Below are 25,376 nucleotides of genomic sequence, written 5' to 3' on the forward strand. Positions count from 1 at the left end.
AATTGCCTCATAAAAAACATTTTATGGATTTTTGTCTCGTATTTTTATTTCCTTTCCTGTATATTTAACTACAAACTTTTATGCAAATTGTACAAATAGGTATCTACAGACTTTAACACGATAAAGGAGTGCATTGAAAAAGTGTCCACGATTACTAAAGAAAGTTCAACGTCATCTCAAGTTACTACTGCCGCAGCATATGTTCATTCCGTCTATGAATCAGTTATCGCAAGAAACCCGAACGAGAATGAATTCCATCAGGCTGTTAAGGAAATCCTGGATTCACTGATCCCCGTCATCGAAGCACATCCCAAATACAGAAACCACAGTCTGCTAGAGCAACTTGTTGAGCCGGAACGGGTTATCACGTTCCGTGTGCCTTGGGTCGATGATCAAGGTAAAGTTCAGGTGAATCGCGGTTTCCGTGTACAATTCAACAGCGCGATTGGCCCCTACAAAGGCGGACTTCGTTTCCACCCATCGGTATACTCGGGCATCATCAAATTTTTGGGCTTTGAGCAAATTTTCAAAAATGCACTGACTGGCCTGCCAATCGGCGGCGGTAAAGGCGGTTCTGACTTTGATCCAAAAGGAAAATCGGATCAGGAAATCATGCGTTTCACGCAAAGTTTCATGACAGAGCTGTACAAATACATCGGTCCGGACGCTGACGTACCTGCGGGTGATATTGGTGTAGGCGCTCGGGAGATCGGTTACATGTTTGGTCAGTACAAACGAATTCGTGGCGGACATGAAGCAGGTGTACTGACTGGCAAAGGTCTGTTGTATGGTGGAAGTCTCGCACGTAAAGAAGCAACGGGATATGGCTGCGTATACTTCGTTAATGAAATGCTTGCATCCAAAGGACTTAGCTTCAAGGACAGCACCGTTGTTGTCTCCGGTTCCGGCAATGTATCCATCTATGCTATCGAGAAGGCGCAGGAGCTTGGTGCTCGCGTTGTAGCATGCAGCGACTCCGGCGGTTACATACATGATCCGCAAGGCATTAACCTGGATACGGTAAAACGTCTGAAAGAGGTTGAGCGTCTGCGGATCAGCGAATACGTCAAAGAACACCCGCATGCAACGTACACCGAAGGTTTTGAGGGTATCTGGTCTATTCCGTGTGATATCGCGCTGCCGTGTGCAACACAGAACGAAATCGACGAGCAAGCGGCAAACCTTCTGGTTCAAGGCGGTGTCAAAGCCATTGGTGAAGGAGCGAATATGCCGTCCACTCTGGCTGCCATTGATGTATTCCTTGGTGCTAACGTGCTGTTTGGCCCTGCAAAAGCTGCGAACGCCGGCGGTGTAGCCGTGTCCGCTCTTGAAATGTCACAGAACAGCATGCGGTTGTCCTGGACATTTGAAGAAGTCGATGCCAAACTGCATGACATTATGAAAAATATTTATAAAAGCTGCGTAGAAGCAGCTGAAGAATACGGCTGCGAAGGCAACTTGCTTGCTGGAGCAAACATTGCTGGTTTCCTCAAAGTAGCCGATTCGATGATTGCCCAAGGCGTCGTGTAATTTTTTTCACCGCATTTTTAAATGATTCATACAAAAAGAAGCCTTACCTTCTCATGCACGGTCGCCTAGCGGCCTTGTAGAGAAGAGGCTTCTTTTTTTATCGTGCAATATACTTAACTATTGGAGATCCCGATCCCTTGATAATCTCTAGACATGAACACATCTACTTCATCTTCATCATCCACTGTAAACCCAAATCGTTCGTATAAACGCTTCGCTGGACTTCCTTGCAACACGTTTAACGTCACACGTCTGCCCTTGACTGATTCCTGTTCGAGCAACATGTTAAGCACCTTTGTGCCTAGTTTCCTGCCCTGATAGTCTGGATCAATGTAGAAGTGCTCTAGCAAAAACTCTCCATCTCCCGGTTTTAATGACACACATCCAATTAACGTATCTTCCAGTTCCAACACTTGTGTATGTTCCGGCTGGAACGTATTGCGGAAACGCTCCCTCACCCGAATCTCATCATAGCGCCCTAAACGCGTCAAATCATCATACAGCACCAAGGCCCGTAAATTAGCCAGCTGCTCCTGATCTTCCTGGGTAGCTTGACGTATCTTGAATTCATCCATGTTCTGCTACCTCCATTCGTGGTCAATCCCATGTTCTCTTACTCATAATACTCTTTTCATATTTTAACATAATGCATTTCATTGAAGTGACTTCCTTACAATGGTAAAGTGAAAATGACATGATTTTATCGTTACAATTGAGATCAGCAGGTTCTTATTATGATAAGGAAGTGTGTATGTTGTCTAACCATTCTTTAAACCACATTGAACATCCTCATCTGCAAGCAGACTGCGAGCAGTGTTACGGATTATGTTGCGTGGCCTTGCCTTATGGCAAATCCTCTGACTTTGCTTTTGACAAGTCCAGCGGTACACCTTGTCCCAATCTGCGGGAGGACTACCGATGTGGTATCCACACCCAGCTCCGACAGAAGGGCTTCAAAGGTTGCACCGTGTATGACTGTTTTGGTGCAGGTCAGAAGCTATCACAAGTGACGTATGAGGACAGAAGCTGGCGTACCCATCCCGAAACGGCACGTGAAATGTATGATTGCCTGCCTGTACTACGTCAAATTCATGAGCTGATCAGTTATATGAGAGAGGTTATGATGCGGCCCGATACGTCTTCGCTGCATGCCTCACTGGAAAAGGCCTATCCTGATGTAGCGCGTCTGAGTGATCTCGAACCGGCAGCTCTGCTACAGTTGGACATCACGAGCCATCGAGCAAATGTGAATACCCTGCTGATTCAGGCTAGTGAGATCGTACGTAGCAGTGCTCCAGCAACAACAAAAGCAAAAGGAAAACCCAAAGGCAAGAAACGCAGTGGAATGGATTTTCTGGGGGCTAACTTGCAAGGAGTAGACCTAAGAGGTACAAGCTTCCGGGGCGCGCTTATGATTGCGGCGAACCTGCGTAACGCCGATGTACGAAACGCCGATTGGATTGGTGCAGACTTGCGGGATACAGATCTTGGGGGAGCCGATCTACGCGGCGGAATTTTCCTGACACAGTCTCAGCTGAACGCTGCTATGGGAAGTGCGGATACCTTGCTACCTGACCATTTGAGTAAACCCTCCCATTGGCGCTAAAAAACGCGCACAATGAAAAATAGCTAGTCCTTCCACCGAAGGACTAGCTATTTTTCTAAGACTATTTTACCGAACTAACTAAGATTACAGCAGATCACGACGGAGATCCGCAGCGGATTTTGGAGAAAGGTGACCCAGCGGGATATCAAATACCGTCTTCGCGCCTTTGTGTCCTTCTTTGCTCAAACGCTGCGCCGCACGTGCATATGCCACAAGTACACTTGCGGTGAACTCTGGATTGCTGTCGAGCTTCAGACCAAATTCGATAATTTGTTTTTGTCCGTTACCTGTAATTCCACTGCGAATAACGAAGCCACCATGTGGCATACCTGCATGCTCGGATTTCAATTCTTCTTCACTGATGAAGGTAACTGTCGTATCGTAGTCCGAGAAATAGTTAGGCATATTCACAATTGTTTCACGAATCTCATCCTGGTTCGCACCCTCTTCTGCTACCACATAACACTGACGCAGATGTTTCTCACGTGTGGACAATTCTGGTGTTTCACCTGAACGAATGCGGTCAATCACTTCTTCTACAGGAACCGTATACTGCACGCCCGCTTTCACGCCAGGTACACGACGAATAGCATCGGAGTGACCCTGACTAACCCCTTTGCCCCAGAATGTATACTCTTTCCCTTCCGGCAGAATAGATTGCGCGAGAAGACGATTCATCGAGAACAAGCCTGGGTCCCAGCCTGTTGAGATCACGCTTACATGTCCACCTTGCTCAGCCGCCGCATTTACAGCTTCAAAGAACTCAGGAATCTTTGCGTGAGTATCAAAGCTATCTACCGTATTAAACAGCTTAGCGATTACAGGTGTCTGCTCCGGCAAATCCGTCGCAGAACCACCGCACAAGATCATGACATCGATTTTGCCTATGTACTGCTCAGCCGCAGAGATATGCTCAAAGCGAACTTCTGTACCTTCAGCCACCATTTGCTCTGGATTACGACGTGTAAATACAGCAACCAGCTCTAGATCATCATTCTGGGTAATTGCTTTTTCGACACCTTTACCCAAGTTACCGTAACCTACGATACCAACTTTAATCATGTTTAATCCTCTCCCTGTCTGAATCTTTTGTCTATAAGTCTATCTAAGGATATAACATAACATGTAACTTGTCAGGTTTCCAGATGTAAATCAAAAATACCTTGCAGAGGGACAGCTTTAACGCTGTACCACCACAAGGTGTGGGTAAATAAACAAGTTCATGAATAAAGATTCTATTTTGATTTTACGACTCAGACCAGGTTAACGTGAGTTCAACGACACCTTCCTGACTCGCCAGTGCTCCACCGATCATAGACCATTCCTGCTTCGTATCCGGGTCAGTCCCTTGAATAACAATATTTTTCTCATCAATCAGCTGTCCGGAGTCTGTCAGTTTCTTCTCTGTAAAATAATCCTTGTACAGCTTCGATACCGTCTTCATGTCCTGTTCCGTAGTAAAAATCATCATTGCCGATTTCTTCCCTTCAGTCTCTCCGGAAGTCGCTGTCGTAATCTTGGCATCGTCCGGTAACGGGAAATCTTTAGGCAAGTATTCCGGCATGCCTTCCGCCGCACTACTTTCATCTTTACTTGCGGAGGATTCCGAAGTGGCCGGCGTGGATGCGGCTCCTATATCTGTACCTGTCGCTGCTTCGCTTGTGTTTTCTGTGACAGCTGGCTCAGCGGTTCCAGATGTTGCTTCACTATTTACCTTCTCAGATTCACCTTTGGGCTCGTCAGCAGCACTGCTGCACGCACTTAAAGCCACCATCATAGCCAGCGCAGCGCAGGCCAGCAAAACTTTTTTCTTTTTCGCCATTAAAATCACTCCTTCTAGTTGTTTTATTCTTCCAAATCACATTCGTTCCTCAGAAGTACGCTTCTATATGCAGCTTGAAAATCCCCCCTTCGTTTAGTCGAACTCCATTGTCTGCTGAATAACGTGTACGCATCTACGGTATGTCAATCCAGATGACTGACAACGATAACACCGTCAAAGATATCAGACAGCTTATTGCAAGGATCGATAGGAATCGGGTGATGACTTTGAACTTTTTCAACCACCCCTCCTCCTTCTGTATCATTGAACAATTCAATTTATAATATATGTATGATTCAATCGTACCCAAGAAATGGCGGGATTGAAACAATCCGGAGTCCAGTCCTTTCCCCAACCAAAGTCCAGTTCCTCTCCCCTACCTCTGAGGCGCAGGATAACGTAAAAAACCGTCTGCATCCCTTTATCGGGATACAAACGGTTGTCAGGTTCTGTTTGCTAAGTGTGTGTTCTCACAGTTTCAGCTTAACGCCTACCGGGCAATGATCACTGCCCATGACATGACAGTCGATATAGGCTTCGGCTACACTTGGTGCAAGCTGATTGGACACAAGAAAATAATCAATGCGCCAGCCCACGTTCCGCTCTCTGACCTTAGGCATATACGACCACCAGCTGTACACATCGGTTTGATCTGGATGCAGATGACGGAAACTGTCCACATATCCTGATGCAAGCAGGTCAGTCATCTTGCCGCGCTCCTCATCCGTAAATCCAGAGTTGCCCATGTTTGGCTTCGGGTTCTTCAAGTCAATCTCTTGATGAGCCACGTTCAGATCCCCACAGATGATTACAGGTTTCGTCTGCTCCAGTTGCAGGACATAGGACCGGAAGCGGTCTTCCCACTCCAGACGGTAAGGCAGCCGGGTCAGATCACGTTTGGCATTGGGAGTATAGACATTAATCAGATAAAAGGCATCATACTCCAGCGTAATCATCCGGCCTTCCGGCTCGCAGTCCTCTTCCATACCGTAATACACAGACAAGGGCTTGATGCGGCTGAATACAGCCGTGCCGGAGTATCCTTTTTTGATCGCATAATTCCAGTACTGATAGACGTCTTCGCCCAGATCCATCTCGATCTGTCCAGCCTGTAATTTCGTCTCCTGAAGGCAGAAAATATCGGCCTCGCTTTGTTGATAATAATCCATAAATCCTTTATTCACACACGCTCGAAGTCCATTCACATTCCAGGACACCAGCTTCATATTCTCATCCCCTCACATCTCTCCAATATAACATGAGCCTGATTCACGGGACAAGACATCACATTATGGTGACAAGGACTGAGATGGGAGTTGAGTATGTGATGGACATGGAAATGGAAGACAGGGGCTAGTTGTCACTCTGTAGCTTCGAGAAAACAGCGAGATCAACGTATCTGCCCTTCTCAAACTCATGCTGCCGCAGCAGACCTTCCTGCTGGAACCCCAGCTTATGCAGTAGACGAATGGACGCCTCATTTCCCGGGTCCACCTTCGCTTCAATTTTGTTCAATTGCATCTGGTTGAATCCAAATTCCAGCACAGCTCGAGCAACCTCAGTCATCACCCCTTTGCCCCAGCACGATGAAAGCAGATCATAACCAATCTCTGCGCGATGATGTTCCTCTTCATACCCCAGATATCCGCACGTTCCAATGACTTGATGAGACTGCTTATCTTCGATCATCCAGCGTAAACCCGTCTGTTGATTGAAAATCTTCTTATACCAGCTCATCTCATCCAATGCATCCTGTTCGGATTCGAAGGGTGTGAAGGGCATATATTCGACGACAGTCTCATCTGAGTACAGTGCCAGCAGATCCCCACTGTCACTGTCTGTTGCTGCACGGAGCACAAATCGCTCTGTTTCTATTTGCGGAAACGTGTCAAATGTAAATAATGTATTCATACGTAATCTCCTTTACATGCAAAATCTCTTCCATTTATGTATGTTATAGTCCCTGTGTTATTTTACTACGTCAACTAGATCTAACCAAGTCATATAATAGAATGATCACAATGAGTTAAGGGGAGTGAAAAAGACCACCCCCTGGCTAATCGGGAATGGTCGCGAGTAATTTATAACTAATTTTAGATATTCGATTGAATAGATCAGCGCATTCATTCTTCAAGATAAATGCCCTCTATTGAATTGTTAACGCATCGTTTTCACAAGTGATGCTATATCTTGCTCACCATAACCAGCTTCTATAGCTTTATGAAACATGTTTTGCAAGAACAACGGAAACTCGTTATTCATACTCTTCTCACTTGCCTGTTCCATGAGCAGACCAACCGTTACCATGGACATCTGAAGAGAACTTTGTGGATTTTCGTATTTGGAATGTTGAATGACCTCACCTTCGTATTGAAGAATGGAGCCAATCATAGGCGAGACTCCAGCAATCATAGAACCAAAATCATCAATACGCAAACCATCAGACTCCAGAATTCGTGATGCGTGGAAGAATCCAAGATATGATCCAAACAGATAAGAGAGGAATGCCAGGTCAATTGAAGCAGCCGCACTAACCTGTTCTCCGTAATAAGGAACATGACCTGCTAGTACACCGAGAACCGGCTTTACTTGATCAAAAGCTTCCATCGATCCAGAAGTGAAGATGGTTGCATGAGAGCCACCGATCTGGGTTGGGGCAGCCGCTATTGCTCCATCTATATATGCAGCACCATGGGTGTTTGCCCAGATTTCCTGCTTTTGAGCCTGTTCAGGACTTCCTGTAGTAAGTTGGATGAGCACTCGCCCCGACAAGGCCGCATGTACGTCTTCTACATCCAGTACTTCATATGAAGTCTTGTAATCAGACACACAGATAATCGATATCTGACTAGCACGGATTGCCTCAGCTGCCGTAGATGTGAGTACTGCTCCTTTTTCAACGATGGAATCTGCCTTTGTAGCTGTGCGATTCCATACGGTCACCTGATATCCCTTTTCCAGTAATGTTTGAGCTATAGCTCCCCCCATCGCTCCTAAACCAATAACCGTTACTTCATTCATTATTATTCCTCCCAAAGTTTCTATATCACGAATCGAAGGCAACTCGTCTTGACTTCGAAATTAAGCATAATAGATAATAGTGACAAGTACTGGCATGATTATAAATTAATTTTAGGGAGTATATATGCACAAAGCACAAAGGCTTGTTCAGTTAATTATGTTAGTGAATGAACGCAGAACGTTTACCGTACAAGAACTGGCCGATGAATGCGGAGTATCACGTCGAACTATGATTCGAGATTTGGCGGAATTAAGCGAACTGGGCATCCCCCTTTATTCCGAAGTTGGTCCTCATGGTGGTTATCGTGTTTTACGAGAAAAGGTGCTCCCACCCATCAGTTTTTCCGAGCATGAAGCTATGGCTTTGTTTTTTGCCGCTCAATCGTTACAGAACTATAAATCTCTACCTTTTAACAATGAAGTACAAAGTGCGTTACGCAAGTTTTTCCATTATTTATCCAGTGACCTCAAACATAAAATTGAACGGATGCAGCAAAGACTCATATTCTGGGTACCACCGCATGAACTCGATGTTCCTTACTTGAAGGAACTATTGGAGGCGGCATTGGAACAGAGAATCGTACAAATTCGCTATGAAGCAAGCTCAGTCCAGGAACGATTGATTCAACCTCTTGGACTGTATACGATGAATGGTTTATGGTATTGTAGGGCCTATTGTTTTCGTGCAATGGATCATCGTGTATTTCGGGTTGACCGGGTTAGTGGGCTGCAATGTGAAGTGGATCAAAGCCAAAAAGTCGACCTGAACGAAGAAAATATTCAAGAATGGATCATACGTGAGGATCTGGAAACACCACTGGAACTTAAAGTCTCACTGTCGCCAGAAGGCGTGCGAAGATGTCAATCCGATGTGTGGTTATCACAATTTTTGAAGGTCAACGAGGACGGCTCAGGTACAATTCATGCTCATATAGGCACAAGCTACACCCCTTGGGTGGTCGGTTTCTTTCTTGGCTTGGGAACAGATGCCCATGTGACGCATCCCCCACAGGTCCGTGATCAAATTCGCTCCAAGTTACAAGCCATGGCTGTACAGTATGGGGATTAGGGTCACATTATAGAAAAAAAGAGCAGCTTGCACGTGGTCATAGCCCGGTTAAGTAGACATCAAAAGGCAAATGTATCCACTATAACTATAACTTCATTTCACCTGATCTATTTGGGTAGCTACCCCTCGACTAGGGTAACTATCCTCATACTGACCTGTTGTCCAAACCCGCACTACGTCACCAATCTGAGCACTATAATCTACTCCTGTCGTTCCCAATATGTATTGTTGTTCCGTACTTTTAGTAGGTGATACGGTTATCGTTGATTCATTTTTATGCAGAACTATAGCTTCGAAATTGGGTTCCTCATGTACTTTTTGTTGGACAGATTCATTTGAAATCTCTGCATCACCGGTAGCCATGACTCCACGATCACCTTCAGTCTCGCATCCGATGAGAATAAGGGTCGTTACTAACATAGTTGTTACTAACATAACTGGCATCTTACTTAATATGAATTTATGCTTCATTTGTACCCACCCCCAGTAAAAATGGTATATCCTTTGTAACGTAAGGGAGATTCATTTTGTTGCAATCCCGAAATGCTAAGCCAGTAGATCCTCTCAAATGAAAAACAGCCTGCTATAAGCAAGCTGTTCCTCGTGCATCATGCCACTACCGCGGAGATTGTACTCTAGTTCACCTTAACCAGACTCCATTGTTGATTCGCTCCGCCGTTATCCTCCCATTGAATCGTAGAAGCACCCGCACTCATCGATCCTTGATTAATATCGACAGTAAGGCCGCTGTTACGATTCGCCAAAACGACATATCCGCCTACATCAATCGGCAGCCACTGCTGGTTATAACCTCCGTTAGCCTGCCACTGAATTAGCGATGCTCCGCCCTGTGTGGAACCGGAATTGACATCAAGCAACAATCCGCTGCCAACGTTCCGGATGTTGTAATATCCGTTGCCTGCCGGCTCCAGCTTCCATTGCTGATTAGCTGCTCCGTTATCATTCCATTGAATAATGGTCGCGCCTCCGGCTGATGAAGCACCATTCACATCCAGTACAAGGCCGCTGTTACGGTTAACAAGCTTGTAAATAGCCCCTGCTTCATACCCTGTGCTGCCACTGTAGGCTGCGCCAGAGATCACATAAGTAGTTACCGAATTCGCTTTAGACGTCGTTGTAAACTTTTTGTTTTGGACCGGTATGTTCGTAAGCTGTTGTAATTTCTCCGTTGCCGAAGTTCGGTACACTTGTACGGACGAACCTAAACTTGAGAAGCGACTCAAATCATAGGTTACCGAAGTATCGGTAGATTCCGAGTTTGTTGTAACGAGTACCAATTTGCCGGATGCCGCATCATACGCCGCAAGGGTATTCGCATCACTCATGCCAATGATTTTGTAACCTGGACGAATAAATTTGCTGTAATTCCCCATAACGTAGTATTTCTGATTAACCGTATAACTGGTCGTTTTTGTATTGTTCAGCACGTTTTTGAAAAATCCCCAGCCTTCCGCACTATCTACGGCCTGCCAGTACACCCAAGCCGTAGCTCCCATGTTACGCATATCCTTCAGAATGATACGTGACATGGTAAGACCACTTGCATCTCCATCTCCGTATTCGGATGTCCATAAATGTTTGCCCGCAGATGCTGCCGTATTACGCATTGCTGTCCGGTTGCTACCATTATACGTATGTGTGTTAATCTGGCTGATCGCTGATTTAACGGCAGTGCTGTAGCTTTTATAGGAAGTGTTGGTATCATCCAGATTGTTTTCTTCCGGTGCACTTAGCTTGGTGGTTAGTCCTTTGGCAATCAAAGATGCCTGAACCTGACTTAGAATCGCATTCTGCTCAGCAAGGCCGAAGTGCATGCCCTCCTGATCATTCCCTTGCTTCCACCAATTCGAGATTGGTTCATTCAGTGGGGTCACCGTATCAAATGTAATGCCCCAATGATCCCGGAAATGCTTCATAACCTCCGTCAAATAATCGGCAAAATCATCATAATAATCCGGCTTGAGGTTATTACCTCCATTCGGCGCTCCCGAGACACCGCCACTGATCGTCATCCAGTAAGGTGCCGAGTTAGCAAAAGCTTCAATGATGTTGACTCCCTGTGCCTTGGCAGCTTGCAACATGTAGCGCTGATTAGCGTCGGCAGTCCAATCGTACACACCTGGAGAAGGTTGAAAACCAGGAACCGCTTTACGGTATTCAAGGACATTGGATGAAGGGTCATCCCCGCCTCCGATGTTATATCTCAGAATGTTCATGCCAATTCCTGTCGCAGGATTAAACATTTTCTCCACATATTCATCCCGATTTGAATATTCACCAACGACCTTACCCCACCAAGCCAATGATGTGCCCCAACCTTCCACCGTTTGGTATTGTTTCGATGGATCAGCCACAGCCGTATACGCTCCAGCAGCCGATACTTCGGACCCTGAACCCAAGCTTCCAACCAGCAGTGTTCCGCTTAATAGCACCGCACTCATTCGTTTCAACCACTTCATCCACTTCACTCCTTATACATTTTATACATTTTTAGATAAGTCATTGGGTAAAAACATTCGGGTACCATCCTGACTATTAAAATCGAAATCGTCTGCTAATTCTTGACACTTACCAATAGCTATGGAGTGATCTCCCGGAAAGTTGCATCGGATTTATCCAGAGCCGTGACAACAGGTTGCAAACGTAACACTTGATCGTAATGTCTCAGATACAGATTCGGATTGTTAAATAAGCTATACGAAGACCAGTTTGCATTCGCCAGCCCGTTAACCCGTTTGAACGTCGCATCATTGCGGAACGCAGCAGTTCCGTCATTTTTCACCAGCACAACATTGCCATTATTATTGCGCAGGAAATAACCAGGATAATTCATCGCTTCAAACGAGATGCCCATCGCATTCGCCAAACCAGGAACGATCCGAAACTGAGCATCCTCTGCTGGACTCACGCTGGCATCAATCCGAGCTTGATAGTTATAGTGACGAATGAAACTGCCTGGTACGTTAAACGATTCAAGCTTGCGAATATCACCCGGCTGACCGGATTCTTTCAGTACGGTCATATGGCGTACCATGCCGGACAGACCCGCGATTTCCTGTTTGCCACTCCAACTCTGAAAGTTGTCCGCCGAGTCGCTGTAATAATATTTGTGATCTGCATACCCATCAAAATAAATTCGCCAAGAACCATTATCGAGTTGGATCAACGCCGGTCCTTCTACCCAGGAACCCCAGCCCGCCCAATTACCTGTGCCTTTAAACGTGTATGGCCCTTTCAGCGAGTTGGACGTGGCATATTCAATGTATTTAGTCGTTTCGTTCTTCGTAAACGCGTGATAGGTTGAACCTGTCTTTACTACAAAAGTGTCAATATAGTTGGAAGCAAGACCTGTAAGCACCGCAGGTGCAGACCACGTTGTGGATGCCAGATTGTTTCCTGATGCGGTGATGACATGTGGCTTGAAGTCCTCATAGTTGCCAGGAGAGAGAGAGACGATGATGTTCACACTACCATTCGTGTCTTTGAACCATTCCGGTGCCCAGGTATGGGCAATCGGGGTTGTAGTAGACAACGTAATATTGCGGACAAACGTCCAATTCATCTTGTCCGGGCTGGACGCGATGCCAACCGTATTGCCTGACCAGTTGGTGGTGTACACCACATAATACAAACCATCGGTGTGTTTCATGATGCTGGGATCGCGAATTAAGTCCGCCGCAGGTGGGGTATATGCTGGACCTTTCAGCAAACCGTAGTGCTTCGCGTTATATGACTCATAGATATACATGTTGGACTCGCTTGTGTTCGTAAAAGCCGTCATCGTATACACACTGGTTGTTGCTTTCACCGTAATCGGGAATGTGATCGTGAATATCATCAACAATCCTAACGTGAGTAGGAGTACAGCTCTATGTTTGCCCCATCGCTGTGCCCTGCGTTTCCTTTTGGTTAACATGAACCCAGCTCCTTATCCTGCATAAGAATCATATTGGAATACCTTCTGACTGAACGAAGCGTGTGCTTGAACATACTTCCTTTTGCCAAGAAGTACCTTACGGTATCTGCTCCCGTCCCATTTACATGAAACATCACCCCCTTTACAGGAATACACGCTTTATGTATACGCTTACAAAATGTAATCTTTGTCTCCCTCTCTTGAACATAGAGATGAAGCACTGCTACTTTTCTTTCTTTATGAATTCGCTTAAATCCCCTCACTCTCATATAAATCAGTTTGAACCAAGAGTCGCTATCTATACCAAACTCTCCTATGATTTAGATTTATATATAAGAATGAGGGAAATGTCTGCGGCCTGAAGCTATTGCTAGCTAATAAGACTATCGCTATCTAATGTTATTTATACTTGCTCTATTGCATACATCTTAGATGCATGGCTCTTAAAAGATTTCTAATTTCTAGTTCTATTCTTACTTATATTCTTACTTCTATTTTAAATTCTGTATTTCCCTTCTATATTTACATGCTACTTTAGTTGCTATTTACTATTTCCCCGCCATGACCCACGGATATCGTGACATCTCATCCAGCAGCAATCTTACCCGTTCGGGTGTTCTGCCTTCCTCGTCAAAAATGAGCAGTTCATTCTCTTCCCTCAGCCACGCAACAGGAATTTTGTAGTCCTCCTGCGGCCCAATCTGCCAGTATCGGCCCAAATGGTGTCCGTTGACATGAATCGTTCCTTTGCTCATGCCCGTCAAGCGAAGCATCAAGTTTACTTTGTGATGCCCGGCTGTGACAGGTTTGGCAAAACGCCAGCGATACCATACCGGCTGACTGTATGAAGCGCCCGGTGTAATCACTCCTGGTGTATCCTCTGAGAGATTACATGACTCCCATGACGCAGGAAGTAACGCATCCGTACCAGCCATTCGCCAATCCTGAAGCTCACCCTCATGAAGATAAGTAATCAGCTCAAGTCGATTGAGTGGTGACCGACTATATGGCATCTCAAGCGTATTTACAACGCCAGGCTTCACGTAGCCGGATATATCCAGTGTCTGGAACGCAAACCAGTCCTGATAAGCAGGCATCGGAATTTCAATGCCGTTAATACGCAAACCTTTGCTCGGAGCACCCACAAGTACAGCCCGATCCATACCATCCAGCGTAAAACTTCGACGAAGCACCGTTCCTCCCCGAATGGAGTTCACTTCATCCAAATGTATAGTTCCTATTTCTGTTCCTGTACTCGTATCTGTCTCTGACTCCATCTGCCAATCGCGGCGAATATCCTGTACTTGCCCACCAAGGTACACCGCTCCTGTCACACCCTTGTGTTCCCCAAGATAAGGAGAAAAATTCAGTCGGCCCATATGCTGTACAAGCAATTGCAACATATTCTCCCCCTGAGTTACCTGAATGGGAACAGCCGCCGCACCAACCTGGCGCACTAGCGCTTGCTCAGCACCGTTTACGATAATTCTCGCGGTATCTTGTATGTTAGGCAGCACGAGATTCATCATTCCATCCACCGTACTATCAAAATCGCATTCATACAACAGATAGCCAAAGTCCTGACCGTACTCGGAAAAATCGATAGGATGCCCGCTCGCAGAGCGTTGCTTTGCCGTTAATGTAACACGGGAGATCTCAGGAGATTTGCGCAACACCGGAGCCGGCGGCGCAGGAGGAATCACCCAAGCAGGCTGATCTTCAACTGCAATAGATGCCGATTCAGGCTGTGTCTCCACTTCTTGAGTAAAAAACTCACGTCCTGTCCGTGTCTGTTCACCATCTAGCCAGTCGCCCAGCAACATCGTTGTACGTTCGGGATCAGAGATCATGCCTTTCACTTGCCCGGCCCCCGTGACATCCACATCGTCAAAACCGATGGCATAACGCAAGCTTTGGCCATCAGCAGTTTCCATTCGCCATGTGCGATTCATCGCGTCACGATCCAGAATGATGAACCGAATGGCGATGCCACTCGCTTCAAAACGCATTATTCCCGGCTCCTGAAAATGGAATAGGTCAAAACGATATGCATTTCTCCCCGCATCCTGTTCAATCAGTACTTGCATCGTGCTTTCTTTCAGAATGATATTTCCTGCGACCGATTCCCTTCTTGTTCCCAGTTCCAGCTCAACTACCGAGCGTTGTCCTCTGTCAGCTGTGATGAACAACGTCAGTTCTCCGTTAATCATCTCATTACCGGTCATTAAAGCTCCTGCGGTAAGGTACACCTGTTCAGCAATTTGCACGCGATCCAGTAATGGAACAATCTGTCCCGGATGAATCGATATCGGCAACGTACGGCCTTCCTCAAGCGTAACGTTCACCGTCTCACGCTCATCCTTGTGACTCTCCACGAACCAGATTTTTTCTTGCCCCGTCTGTCTACCGCGCACGGATATGCCGCCCGGATGCCGCACCTGAATCTGTTCAGCAGCGATTTCCTCAGATTCCATCAGCAGTGATCCAAACGCACGCACAAAATAAGAGAGGTTTTTCGTCACGGCATATTTCGGCGTCACGCGTCCATATTCACTTAGCGGAGCATCGTAATCATACGATGTGATCATGAAAATATCACTGTCACCCAGCGTTCTTCCACCATATCCACCGAAATTAGTCCCCCCATAGAACATGTAATAACTGATTCCGGTATATCCGGCTCTCAGAATTTCCATGATTCTTCGGTCCAGCAGAGAAGGCGTCTTCTGGATTGCCGAAGGTCCTCCCCAATTTTCAAACCAGCCGGTCCAGAATTCAGTAACAATCTTTGGTGTATCTGGCTGTTTCGAACGTAAATTCGCATAATGTCCATCCGCACCAGACCAGAAGTTCGCTCCCTCAATCGTTCCTTCCGCTCCGCCAACACATGTAATCAGCGGGACGTCTATCCCTCGTTCCAGTATCCCATCCCTTAGCGTGGTCATATGTGTGCTTGCCGCCTCATCATCCATCAGATAACCGTACTCATTTTCGACCTGGACGAGGATTACCGTACCTCCGGCAGACAATTGACGCTTTCGAATAATAGGGATGATCTGATCAAAGTAGAGCTGCACATAATGAAGGTACGTTTCATTATTTTCACGGAATTTTACATTCTCTTTCGTTCCCAACCAGTACGGAAATCCACCGAAATCCCATTCCGCACAGATAAACGGACCCGGTCGTGCAATAACCCACATACCTAGCTCTGCACACAGATCAAGAAATGCACCGCAGTCGTTATCGCCTTCGAAGGACCATTGTCCCTCTTCCGGTTCGTGTACATTCCATGCAAAATAGGTATCAATGCAGTTCATGCCTGCCAGCTTGGCCTTCATTAAGACATCACGCCATTCTTCCTTCGGCATACGGAAATAATGAATGGTCGCACTGTTCAGGAAGATACGTTCACCGTTTAGATAAAAGCTGCGCGCATCATATGTCAGCTCCGTATGAACATCATTCTTGCTGCTGAGCTTGTTATTCTCTTGTTCTTGAAACAAAAGTGATGTTGGTTCTGTCAACGCGATCCCCTCCTTCTCTTTTTTATAGATAAAGAACGCTCTCAATTGAAGTACCTATTTACACGGAACACTCCGATGCCAGAATAACTTGCAGATCGCTGTTATCCCCAGATTTTTTTGATTCCCTTATTCAAGGGAAAAATCCGGTGATAAATGCGAACGCTCCGCTTCCTCCAGTTATTTCTGCCCTCTCCGTTAATGTGTAAATCATTCATTCAAACCAGATCGTTCAAGTTCACACGCCGCACTTCAATGACACAGAATAACTTACAGATCGGTGCTGTTCTCCGCAATTACTCTGCAGATGGCAGAACACCTTCAAGCACGACAGTAGTGATGGAGTTATCTGCGGTTGGCACTTCAATGCCGTTGGTGTACACCGGGATATCCTCCAGCTTCTGCATATTGAGCTCCGGTGATGTCTGGTACACCTGGGCGGAGCCTGTTTTGGCAACATCCCAGCCAGTCAGGTCAAATGCTTTGTTTTCCGCTGACAACTCATTCCGAATCACCAGTACAAGCCGCTGTGCCTTGGCATCATAAGCTGCAAGTGTTCTGCCTTCATCCGTCGGAATAATAACTGCGCCTGGGCGAATGAACTTCGTGAATTGAGCCATACCATAATATTGTTTGGTCATCTCATATTGTTCATCTCCGTTAAAATTCGCATGAATGAATCCCCAGTTGTTTTTCGCTCCTTCGTCTTCAACAGCCTGCCAGTATACCCAGGCGGAAGGCTGCATGATTTTGAGATCAAACATGATACGGTCTGCCAGCTCCTGTACCGAGGTCATGTCCTCATGGTTATGCGGCTCGGTACCGCCGGTGCCATATTCAGACATCCACAGCTTTTTGCCGAGTTTATCAGCCAGAGCACGCAGTTCTTCCATTTTGCTACCGTTATACGAATGGGTATTCATCTGCTTCACCGCATCGATCGTATCCTGGTCATACAGGCTGAAATTAAATACGGTCTCATCGATGCTATTATCGTCGGCAGCACTGATTACCGTGCCATCCAGTCCTTTGCTTTGGAGAGAAGCGGCCGTTTTCTTAATAATCTCGGCCTGTTTCTCAGTACTGAAATGACTGCCCTCCTGCTGATTCCCCTTTTTCCACCAGTTAGCCGAAGGTTCATTCAGCGGATCAAGGGTGCGAAATGTAATGCCCCACGTATCCCGATAATGCTTCACCACTTCCGTCAAATAGTCGGCGAACGCATCATACTGATCTTCACGCAGATTATTACCGCCATCCTCGGCACCAGTGACCGAGCCACTAATCGTCATCCAATACGGTGGTGAGTTGGAGAAGGCCTCCGTGATGTTGACTCCACGTTTGATCGCACCCTGCATTACGGAACGCTGACCCGCATCCGCTTCCCAATCCCACTTGCCCGGCTCAGGCTGAAAACCTGGAACGTCACCACCTGGACGAAGCGCGTTCATTTCCGGGTTTTCTTCACCGCCTATATTGTAACGAACGATGTTAAGTCCCAAGCCTTTGGCCGGATCAAATATCAGATCCATAACCTCATCCACCTTCGCCTGATCCTTCCAGCCACCGAGATCATTCGCCCACCAAGCCAGCGACGTACCCCAGCCTTCAAAATGATCATACGACTGCTCCAGCTTGAGATGCACCGGATCTTCCTGGAATACAAGTGCCTTGGGAGTTGAATTCATATAATGATTGATAGCCATTCCTCCTACCGCTACCAAGGCCAGCAAAGCTGTACCTGCGAATACCAAACCTCGTCTGCCCCTGAAACGCTGTTCATGATGTGCCATCGTGACTCCTTCTTTCGTGATCCATAGATCTTCTAAGTTGATGTAGTTCATTTTGTGAAGTTGCTCGTGTTGTGTACATTTTGAAACCCATTTCATGAAATCGGTTTCATTAAGTTGAAAATTAAAACCCGTTCCACAGGATGAAAAGGGTCTCATTTACGCCCTCATTATATTTCACGCTTCAAAGAAATGTCAACGCTTTCTTTTATTGAGAAGCAGACCTACTACCGGGCGGCAGGTCCTGTACTTTGGCGGATAATCAGCCTAGGTTCCAATACATTCTGTTTCTTCGGTTTGCCTTGGTTGATCAGATCATGTAACATATCCACGGCCTGTTTGCCCAATTGATACGTATTCTGGGAAATCGTTGTCAGTTCAGGGATCACGGCACTCGCTAGCGGTGTATCATCAAAACCGATGATCGAAATATCTTTCGGGATCGACAAACCATACTCAATGGTCGATTTAATTGCACCAATCGCATTATTGTCGTTGACACAAATCACTGCCGTTGGCGGATTGTCCTGCTGCAGAAGTTTGGACATCTCCCGCTTGCCGTCGTCAATCGAGAAACCACCTAACAGCTGGCGTTCTTTTGGTATTTCAATCCCATGTTCACGTAGTTTCTTCTGTACCGCTTTCACCTTGACCATCGTGGTAGATAGCTCCTTCATTCCCCCGACAAAAGCAATCTCCCGATGCCCCAGCTCAAGTAGATGCTCTGCAGCCATAGCCGCACCGGCTCCCTCGTCAGTGTATACCCGGTGAAGTCCGCTCTTGGCAATATTACCATTGACAAGCACAATGGGCATATGCCTGCTCATATCCATCAATTCCTGTGCCATGTTATCAGGGCAGACCTGTAAGTTGATGCGTCCGCCGAGAAAGATAATGCCATCCACCCGTTTCTCCCGCAAAATGGAGAGATATTCAGACTCACGATTAGAGTCCCCTGCTGTGTTACATAAGAAGAACGTATACCCGAGTCCACGTGCTTCATTCTCTGCCCCCCAGAACACTTCAGGGAAAAAGGGGTTGGTGATATCCGGCAAAATGATGGCGATGGTGCCCGTCTCTTTCTTGATCAGGCTGCGTGCCTGAGCGTTCGGTTGAAACTGATGTTTCTCGATAATCGACATTATCTTCTCTCGCGTGCTGGCACGAACCGGAGCCGTATCATTCAACACCCGGGAGACGGTCGATACAGATACGTTTGCTTCTTTCGCAATATCATATATGGTGATCGATGTCATAGGGGGGAAACCTTCCTTTTTTCTCTATTTACCTGCTTATCATACCAGATAAGATATCACGAATGAAATGCATTTCATTCTACAAGATGCCTAGCGTGTGAAAATAAACAGCTTGCTGTCGGCATTCACTACCTGTGTGCCGTTGCTCAGTTGAACCAAAGGCATATCCCAATGGGTATGCCCGCTGAACACCAGCGTCTCCGGCCCGGCCTCCAAGGCCTGCCGGATGAGCGGTTCACCCCTAAGCCCAAGCTCGGCGATGCCCGGGCTTTGGTGCAAAAGCAAGCAATCCGGCTGCTGCTTCAGCAGCTTGCGCACGGATTGCAGGTACGGCTCTGCCGGCAGCCGGTTCGGCTTGTCCGGCCTGCCGATGATGCCGCCAAGGCCCGCGATGCGTAGCTGACGCGCCTTGGCGGCGTGGGGCGCAAGGCCATCCGGTGGGTGGCCAGCGCTAATAATCGCAGCTGGGCCATCCATGCAATGGATGCCCTCGCTGTGGTGTAACCGATGAGCGTCTGCATCATCGGTTAGATCGTGGTTGCCGTGGACGCCGGCAACCCAGCCGAAGGCTGCCCTGAAGGCAAGCCAGACGGGAACCGGATTGCCAGTCGCTCCCCTTTTCCCGCGCAGGGCATACATATCTCCACATAACAGCACACCCGTCTTCTGCGGATCGAGCTCAGGCCACTCCACCTCCATCAGCAGACGAATATAGGCAGGCAACATCTCACCCAAAAGCTTATCCGTAGCTCCCGTGTCAGAAGCGGCATCCGATTCCTTCTCCATCACAGGTTCAACTCCCTGCAAATCTGAAGTGACAATCAGTGCATCGATACCTTTAGGCAAGCCATCTAATGTACCATGATAGATCGGAAGCTGAGCCTGAATGACCTCGCCGCCAGGAATCGCATTCAAATACGCATAATGTTCAATGGGATCATGATTCAGTTGCTGTATTTTCAACTTACCTCTCCCCTTTCCTTATATATTATTTTACATTCTAATCGGCAATTATGGTCCATATATTAAACTGTAAGCGAATTCATTGGGAAACAAAGGAGTGTGACGACGCCATGATCATTCAAGTGAGTCCGCAAGCAGAAGCACGACTTATGGAGCAATTGGGGGATCGGCCCGGTTTTTTCAAGCTGTTCTATGATACCGATGGTTGCAGTTCTGATGGAATTGCGGTACTTCTGATCTTAAATGAACGAGACAGTGATGACGTGCCTATTGAGGCTGGTTCACTTCCGTTTGTGATTAATAAAGAGCAAAAAATTCACTTTGAAGCCTGTTTACATCTGCAATCCGAAAATAACTTCCCTTCCTTCCGTCTCAGCAGTGATTCGATGATTTACGGAAGTAACGTAAAGGTGCATGATCTGCGGGATGTAGCTAATGTAACGTCTGAATCTACGGAATGGTCTATTAAATAATCACTTTGCTCCTTAAATCAGGGAATAATCAGTATGAATAATGCCCCATTCTAAAAATCGAAGAGTGGGGTATTATTTACATATAAAAATTATAATATATGCACATATTGACTTATAATGGAATTGAAATATATTATTTAACATATGAAACTTCTATTACTTCTGTGAAACAACGTTTTGAATAGCTGGCCAGCTTTCAAATATATTAAAAATTCGAAGGGAAGATAACAATGAAAAAAGTAATTACAACTATATTGCTTACAACTTCCTTATTTTTAGGTAGTGTTCCATCTTTTGCAGATCCTTTAGATTCTCCAAATACAATTCCTACTAAAATGAATCCAGGATCTATAGTAGAATATGACGATTCCAACCAAATGATTATTATAGACCAAGGTAGACTTGTAACCCTTCCTTCTGTTTATCAAAGCACAATAACACAATTCAAGCCCTCCAATATTGATACCGAACAACTAAAGTCAGAGGAAGAATTTGTTAAAAGCATTAAAGAAGAAGCTAAAAATCTACCTGAATACACAATAGAAAATCCTCTTCCACAACCAGGGTTGAGAGTTTTATACGACGCTGAAGGTTACATAAAGGAATTTATATACCCTCAGAATTCCACTTTTGCTTTGGCAGCATATAAAGCCCTACCTCGAGGTACCAGAAAAGCAGCAGGTACTTATACTTACGGTAGTAATAATAATAAAATTACAATTACATCAAGTACTGTTCTTGGGGAAGGTCGGTTTACTAATTTTACAGATACAACTGGAGAGAACAGCAACACTCTCAAAAAAGGCGATGCTGCAACGAGAGGAGATATAGATAATCCTAAATATGAACAAGTACTGGATGCACGAAATTTGGATAATAACGTATTCGCGAATGTCACCAAAAGAGATAACGGAGCACTCCCTGATGCCACATTAGATATTTGGAAAACAGGTGTAGAACTATTTGATTTAAAATGGTCTTCTTCTCTTTCGTTCAAAGGTAGATACTTCTACTCATTCTAGATCTTATTGCTTTAAATAAAGGAGGCGGAATTTTTCGCCTCCTTATCGAATTTCTAAAAAGGGTGATCATTTATGCAAGAATTCTTCGTCAAAAATAATTTCTTTCTATTCCTTTTTGTTTTACTCATTATAATTTCAGGATGCAGTAGCGATGCAACAAAGGTTGGAGAACCTTCTGTCGGCATAAAAAAAACGGACGCACAGACTCGCGAATACCTTTCCATTACGAACACCGAATACGTCAATGGGACAGATTCCACGGATGGAATGAAAATGAATGTGTATACATACGACTTAGAGTCCAAAGCTCTCAATAAAATGACTGACTTGCCATATAACTCACAATATCCCTTGACCGTAGTTTCGTTGGCAGAAGACACCACGTATTATTCGGGTGAGGGCAAAAATAAAGGGGATGAGCTATTCGCTTATGATATGAGAACACAGCAAGTGCAGCAATTAAGTTCTAATTTATTTGCGATAAATGCAATAATCCCGGATGTCACTGAGAATACACTAATGATGGCTGCTGTGCAAAAAGGAGAACGCCCTGTAAAGGTCATGTTTCTGGATAAAGCAACACAAAAAATCTCGATATTAAATGAGCAAGATTCAGATACGACCACATGGGACATCGCATATGATCCAGAAACAGAAAAAGCATACGCCATCCAATACTCTGAGGAAGAACAATATGAGCAGATGGAGAAATCAAATCAGACCCAAAAACCGATGGTTCCACCAAGTCATACCATTATCGAAATTGATCCCGTAACGAATCAAACTCGTGCAATCATCAAACTCAAAGATGAACAGATTCTCACTTTATCCGCAAGAGGAAACCAGCTTCTCATCGCAACGGCAAAACACATTAATAAAATGCCCATCGGATATAGTCTTGTGGATCTGAAGACAGGACAAAGGAAGGAACTTCATCTTCCAATCAAGGCCAGTAGTGAATTATTTCTGGACAAAGACGGTAACGGATTTTATTTTCTTGGGGAAAAAGGAAATGGCGATACCGAGAGAGGTATTTACTATTATGATATGAAAACGGATGAGATAGAGACTGTTTTTCTGCAAAAAGAAGGGTTCATTAATAACTTCACGCTGGTATCAGAGCCAGGCAAAAAATAAAGATACTCCCTTTAACAATAATAAATATTTTTACCGTGCGAGCATCAACACATAAAAAACCTCCCCATCCACTATTTGGGATAGGAGGTTTAATGTATTTAATGAAATCTTTGAAGTTGTATCATTGGGTATACTTCATTCAATCCTTACGAACTCGTTTTAAATCTTGCCGATTCCTCCGCCAGCTGTTTAGTCAAAGCATCGATGGTCTTCACGAGTTCTGCCAAATGCTCGGTCATTCCAGACTGCTCTTCCATGGTGGCGGTGACTTCTTCAATGGATGCGGACACTTCCTCGCCCGAAGCAGACAAGTTCTGTGCAGCGCCAAGGACTTCGTCCTTATCCCGTTCAATCGACTCGATCTCGGAGGCAATCGCCTGCACCTGATTCATCATATTTTGCATATTTCGCGTCGCAAAATTGAAGGTTTCCTTGGTTTGCATCACGCTGCTCTTATGCTGCTCGGCGATGGCCTCAATGGCCTGTACACTCTGGTTATTCTGCTCCACATGTTCAATTGTCTGCATAACGATGCGATGAATATCTTCGGATTGCGCGGTTGTCTGTTCTGCCAGCTTGCGTATTTCGGAGGCCACCACGGCAAATCCACGGCCCTGCTCTCCTGCCCGTGCCGCTTCAATGGACGCATTCAGCGCAAGCAGTTTGGTCTGATTTGCAATCTCGGCAATGGTGCTTGTGATCTGCTGAATACCGGATGAACTCTCTGCGAGTTGAACGGTTATCTTGGAGATGTTATGCACCTCTGCTTCGTTCCGATCATTAACGGCGATGAGGGCATCGATCACGTCATGATTATCTCGGAAAGCATCGGTAATTTCATCCGCCTGAGCCATGACAGACTGGGACATCTCGTTTACATTTACAATTTTGCTACCCACGTTCATAAATTGATCCACGATCGCCTCTGTATCGTTAGCCTGCGACTCCATTGCACGGGATATTTCAAGTGCAGTGGCTGTGGTATCGGTAATCGATGTAGATGTCTGCTGTGCAGACTGATCCAGTTCCGCCGTACTTTTATTCAAAACACCAATAGAAGCGTTCATACTGGCAATCAGTTGTCTGTTTCCTTCAGCCATCGTGTTAAAGCTATCCGCGAGTTCGCCGAACTCCCCACTGTATTTCTCCTTCGCCTGTACCGTCAAGTCTCCACCAGCAAGCTGTTTAAACAGTGCGGTAATGGATGTAACCGGCTTTGTCATCACCCGCGAGAGGAGAATACCAACAATGATAGAGAAGGCAATGGAGCTGAATAGCACGATGTACATCTTATTCGCCATGCTTGTTAATGGTTGATTGACATCTATATAAGAATCCTCAACAATTATCGTCCAATCGGATTGTGGAATTTTGGAATAAAACACCACTTTTTCGTCCGTGCTTACCTCGCCCTGTTGTAATTCATTACTTGGAGCCAAATCCACAAGAGACTTGTATTCCCCGGTTTCCAGCGGTTTCCCTGCCATATCTGCATCTGCCGAGTGATACATCACCTTACCCACCCGATCCAGAACAATCACTTTACCTTCGTCGTTAATCTTGACGTTCTGCAATTGGTTCACAAAAAATGAGGTGGATATCGTAGCAATAAGAACCCCGTTGACTTGCTGATTCTCATCATACATCGGGGAGGCAAAGACCGTGCCAAGCGTACCCAGCGTTTTGGAAATGATGCCTTCACTGATTACCTGACGGTCTTGAATTGCTTCCTTAAAATAAGCCCGATCTGCCCGATCTCCGCCCACGGCCTTAGGGTCGTTCGCTGCGACTACCGTGCCATTCTTATCAATCAGCATGAGCACAACAGCGCCCTCAATACCTTCTAAACTTTGAGCTAATATATCATTGGATTCACTAATTAAGCTTTGATTTTCCTCGAAAAAGGTACTGGCTTCCTGCCCTTGATTCGCACTCCGAATCGCCAGCAATTGTTCAAAAGCCTTATGTTTGGTCATTAGAAATGCGGCTTGCTTGGATAACTGCAGGGAGGTGAACAGCCCTGCTCCAATTCGATCCGAATTGGCATGAATCTCATCCTTACTTTTATCCTGTGTAATTCCTTCAGCTACCTTATAACACAGCACAGCCGTTACGGTCAGTACGATACACACGAGAAGACTGATCATTAATGGTAATTTGACCCGAAAAGACATATTCCTTAGTCGCTGTCCTGCTTTTGCAAAAAACATAAATACTTCCACCATC

The 25,376-nt window shown here is 45.8% G+C and carries 20 protein-coding genes; 6 read left to right on the forward strand and 14 right to left on the reverse strand.

Features of this window, described 5'->3' with window-relative positions; translation table 11 throughout:
• Positions 1 to 141 precede the first annotated feature (141 nt).
• On the forward strand, positions 142 to 1,530 hold the full coding sequence (gene gdhA, locus BLQ13_RS01435; RefSeq protein WP_418792660.1) for an NADP-specific glutamate dehydrogenase: 1,389 nt from the start codon (positions 142 to 144) through the stop codon (positions 1,528 to 1,530).
• Between the two features lie 113 nt (positions 1,531 to 1,643).
• Here the strand turns inward: gdhA and BLQ13_RS01440 are convergent, their stop codons facing one another.
• Positions 1,644 to 2,105, reverse strand: a complete 462-nt coding sequence (locus BLQ13_RS01440; RefSeq protein WP_090915213.1) for a GNAT family N-acetyltransferase — start codon at positions 2,103 to 2,105, stop codon at positions 1,644 to 1,646.
• A gap of 176 nt (positions 2,106 to 2,281) precedes the next feature.
• Between BLQ13_RS01440 and BLQ13_RS01445 the strand changes: the two genes are divergently transcribed.
• Positions 2,282 to 3,136 (forward strand): pentapeptide repeat-containing protein, encoded by an 855-nt coding sequence (locus BLQ13_RS01445; RefSeq protein WP_090915215.1) that lies wholly within the window; start codon positions 2,282 to 2,284, stop codon positions 3,134 to 3,136.
• Positions 3,137 to 3,220: 84 nt separating this feature from the next.
• On the opposite strand, the gene BLQ13_RS01450 is transcribed toward BLQ13_RS01445, so the two are convergent.
• From BLQ13_RS01450 to BLQ13_RS01470, 5 genes are all read right to left on the reverse strand, one after another.
• On the reverse strand, positions 3,221 to 4,198 hold the full coding sequence (locus BLQ13_RS01450) for a diaminopimelate dehydrogenase (protein ID WP_090915217.1): 978 nt from the start codon (positions 4,196 to 4,198) through the stop codon (positions 3,221 to 3,223).
• 184 nt (positions 4,199 to 4,382) lie between these two features.
• Positions 4,383 to 4,958, reverse strand: coding sequence for a hypothetical protein (locus BLQ13_RS01455; RefSeq protein WP_090915220.1), 576 nt, complete (start codon positions 4,956 to 4,958; stop codon positions 4,383 to 4,385).
• 470 nt (positions 4,959 to 5,428) lie between these two features.
• Complete coding sequence (locus tag BLQ13_RS01460) at positions 5,429 to 6,184, reverse strand: exodeoxyribonuclease III (protein WP_090915222.1); 756 nt, start codon at positions 6,182 to 6,184, stop codon at positions 5,429 to 5,431.
• Between the two features lie 127 nt (positions 6,185 to 6,311).
• The gene (locus BLQ13_RS01465) at positions 6,312 to 6,869 is read right to left on the reverse strand and encodes a GNAT family N-acetyltransferase (RefSeq protein WP_090915224.1); all 558 of its coding nucleotides are present in this window, start codon (positions 6,867 to 6,869) and stop codon (positions 6,312 to 6,314) included.
• Between the two features lie 246 nt (positions 6,870 to 7,115).
• On the reverse strand, positions 7,116 to 7,979 hold the full coding sequence (locus tag BLQ13_RS01470) for an NAD(P)-dependent oxidoreductase (protein WP_090915226.1): 864 nt from the start codon (positions 7,977 to 7,979) through the stop codon (positions 7,116 to 7,118).
• A 124-nt stretch (positions 7,980 to 8,103) separates the two neighbouring features.
• Between BLQ13_RS01470 and BLQ13_RS01475 the strand changes: the two genes are divergently transcribed.
• The gene (locus BLQ13_RS01475) at positions 8,104 to 9,048 is read left to right on the forward strand and encodes a helix-turn-helix transcriptional regulator (protein WP_090915228.1); all 945 of its coding nucleotides are present in this window, start codon (positions 8,104 to 8,106) and stop codon (positions 9,046 to 9,048) included.
• A 93-nt stretch (positions 9,049 to 9,141) separates the two neighbouring features.
• On the opposite strand, the gene BLQ13_RS01480 is transcribed toward BLQ13_RS01475, so the two are convergent.
• From BLQ13_RS01480 to BLQ13_RS01510, 7 genes are all read right to left on the reverse strand, one after another.
• Entirely contained in the window at positions 9,142 to 9,483 is a 342-nt protein-coding gene (locus BLQ13_RS01480; RefSeq protein ID WP_139168834.1) for a DUF3221 domain-containing protein, read from the reverse strand.
• A 200-nt stretch (positions 9,484 to 9,683) separates the two neighbouring features.
• Positions 9,684 to 11,528 (reverse strand): glycoside hydrolase, encoded by a 1,845-nt coding sequence (locus BLQ13_RS01485; protein WP_090915232.1) that lies wholly within the window; start codon positions 11,526 to 11,528, stop codon positions 9,684 to 9,686.
• A 119-nt stretch (positions 11,529 to 11,647) separates the two neighbouring features.
• Positions 11,648 to 12,985, reverse strand: a complete 1,338-nt coding sequence (locus tag BLQ13_RS01490) for a glycoside hydrolase family 43 protein (protein ID WP_090915234.1) — start codon at positions 12,983 to 12,985, stop codon at positions 11,648 to 11,650.
• A gap of 548 nt (positions 12,986 to 13,533) precedes the next feature.
• On the reverse strand, positions 13,534 to 16,512 hold the full coding sequence (locus BLQ13_RS01495) for a beta-galactosidase (protein ID WP_090915236.1): 2,979 nt from the start codon (positions 16,510 to 16,512) through the stop codon (positions 13,534 to 13,536).
• A gap of 293 nt (positions 16,513 to 16,805) precedes the next feature.
• Positions 16,806 to 18,302 (reverse strand): glycoside hydrolase family 30 protein, encoded by a 1,497-nt coding sequence (locus BLQ13_RS01500; protein ID WP_090915682.1) that lies wholly within the window; start codon positions 18,300 to 18,302, stop codon positions 16,806 to 16,808.
• Positions 18,303 to 18,526: 224 nt separating this feature from the next.
• The gene (locus tag BLQ13_RS01505; protein WP_090915238.1) at positions 18,527 to 19,555 is read right to left on the reverse strand and encodes a LacI family DNA-binding transcriptional regulator; all 1,029 of its coding nucleotides are present in this window, start codon (positions 19,553 to 19,555) and stop codon (positions 18,527 to 18,529) included.
• 90 nt (positions 19,556 to 19,645) lie between these two features.
• Positions 19,646 to 20,518, reverse strand: coding sequence for a metallophosphoesterase family protein (locus BLQ13_RS01510; RefSeq protein ID WP_090915241.1), 873 nt, complete (start codon positions 20,516 to 20,518; stop codon positions 19,646 to 19,648).
• A gap of 110 nt (positions 20,519 to 20,628) precedes the next feature.
• Here BLQ13_RS01510 and BLQ13_RS01515 point away from each other — a divergent pair, with 110 nt between their 5' ends.
• From BLQ13_RS01515 to BLQ13_RS28735, 3 genes are all read left to right on the forward strand, one after another.
• Positions 20,629 to 20,991: an iron-sulfur cluster biosynthesis family protein gene (locus BLQ13_RS01515; RefSeq protein ID WP_090915243.1), complete on the forward strand. Its 363-nt coding sequence runs from the start codon at positions 20,629 to 20,631 to the stop codon at positions 20,989 to 20,991.
• A gap of 230 nt (positions 20,992 to 21,221) precedes the next feature.
• Positions 21,222 to 22,013, forward strand: a complete 792-nt coding sequence (locus tag BLQ13_RS01520) for a hypothetical protein (RefSeq protein ID WP_090915245.1) — start codon at positions 21,222 to 21,224, stop codon at positions 22,011 to 22,013.
• A 72-nt stretch (positions 22,014 to 22,085) separates the two neighbouring features.
• Positions 22,086 to 23,150 carry a hypothetical protein gene (locus BLQ13_RS28735; protein ID WP_244159174.1) on the forward strand — a complete coding sequence of 355 codons (1,065 nt, stop codon included), beginning with the start codon at positions 22,086 to 22,088 and terminating at the stop codon, positions 23,148 to 23,150.
• A 146-nt stretch (positions 23,151 to 23,296) separates the two neighbouring features.
• Here the strand turns inward: BLQ13_RS28735 and BLQ13_RS01530 are convergent, their stop codons facing one another.
• Positions 23,297 to 25,360 carry a methyl-accepting chemotaxis protein gene (locus BLQ13_RS01530; protein WP_167375610.1) on the reverse strand — a complete coding sequence of 688 codons (2,064 nt, stop codon included), beginning with the start codon at positions 25,358 to 25,360 and terminating at the stop codon, positions 23,297 to 23,299.
• Between the last annotated feature and the right edge of the window lie 16 nt (positions 25,361 to 25,376).

Source organism: Paenibacillus polysaccharolyticus, assembly GCF_900102085.1.
Classification (GTDB): Bacteria; Bacillota; Bacilli; order Paenibacillales; family Paenibacillaceae; genus Paenibacillus; species Paenibacillus polysaccharolyticus.

Bases quoted from the DNA above. Each gene is read 5' to 3' on its own strand.
- BLQ13_RS01515 (WP_090915243.1), top strand. From the start codon at position 20,629: ATGATCATTCAAGTGAGTCCGCAAGCAGAAGCACGACTTATGGAGCAA.
- BLQ13_RS01500 (WP_090915682.1), bottom strand. From the start codon at position 18,302: ATGGCACATCATGAACAGCGTTTCAGGGGCAGACGAGGTTTGGTATTC.
- BLQ13_RS01465 (WP_090915224.1), bottom strand. From the start codon at position 6,869: ATGAATACATTATTTACATTTGACACGTTTCCGCAAATAGAAACAGAG.
- BLQ13_RS01475 (WP_090915228.1), top strand. From the start codon at position 8,104: ATGCACAAAGCACAAAGGCTTGTTCAGTTAATTATGTTAGTGAATGAA.
- BLQ13_RS01505 (WP_090915238.1), bottom strand. From the start codon at position 19,555: ATGACATCGATCACCATATATGATATTGCGAAAGAAGCAAACGTATCT.
- BLQ13_RS01460 (WP_090915222.1), bottom strand. From the start codon at position 6,184: ATGAAGCTGGTGTCCTGGAATGTGAATGGACTTCGAGCGTGTGTGAAT.
- BLQ13_RS01450 (WP_090915217.1), bottom strand. From the start codon at position 4,198: ATGATTAAAGTTGGTATCGTAGGTTACGGTAACTTGGGTAAAGGTGTC.
- BLQ13_RS01470 (WP_090915226.1), bottom strand. From the start codon at position 7,979: ATGAATGAAGTAACGGTTATTGGTTTAGGAGCGATGGGGGGAGCTATA.
- BLQ13_RS01490 (WP_090915234.1), bottom strand. From the start codon at position 12,985: ATGTTAACCAAAAGGAAACGCAGGGCACAGCGATGGGGCAAACATAGA.
- BLQ13_RS01440 (WP_090915213.1), bottom strand. From the start codon at position 2,105: ATGGATGAATTCAAGATACGTCAAGCTACCCAGGAAGATCAGGAGCAG.
- BLQ13_RS01480 (WP_139168834.1), bottom strand. From the start codon at position 9,483: ATGTTAGTAACAACTATGTTAGTAACGACCCTTATTCTCATCGGATGC.
- BLQ13_RS01455 (WP_090915220.1), bottom strand. From the start codon at position 4,958: ATGGCGAAAAAGAAAAAAGTTTTGCTGGCCTGCGCTGCGCTGGCTATG.
- BLQ13_RS01485 (WP_090915232.1), bottom strand. From the start codon at position 11,528: ATGAAGTGGTTGAAACGAATGAGTGCGGTGCTATTAAGCGGAACACTG.
- BLQ13_RS01520 (WP_090915245.1), top strand. From the start codon at position 21,222: ATGAAAAAAGTAATTACAACTATATTGCTTACAACTTCCTTATTTTTA.
- BLQ13_RS01445 (WP_090915215.1), top strand. From the start codon at position 2,282: ATGTTGTCTAACCATTCTTTAAACCACATTGAACATCCTCATCTGCAA.
- BLQ13_RS28735 (WP_244159174.1), top strand. From the start codon at position 22,086: ATGCAAGAATTCTTCGTCAAAAATAATTTCTTTCTATTCCTTTTTGTT.
- BLQ13_RS01530 (WP_167375610.1), bottom strand. From the start codon at position 25,360: ATGTTTTTTGCAAAAGCAGGACAGCGACTAAGGAATATGTCTTTTCGG.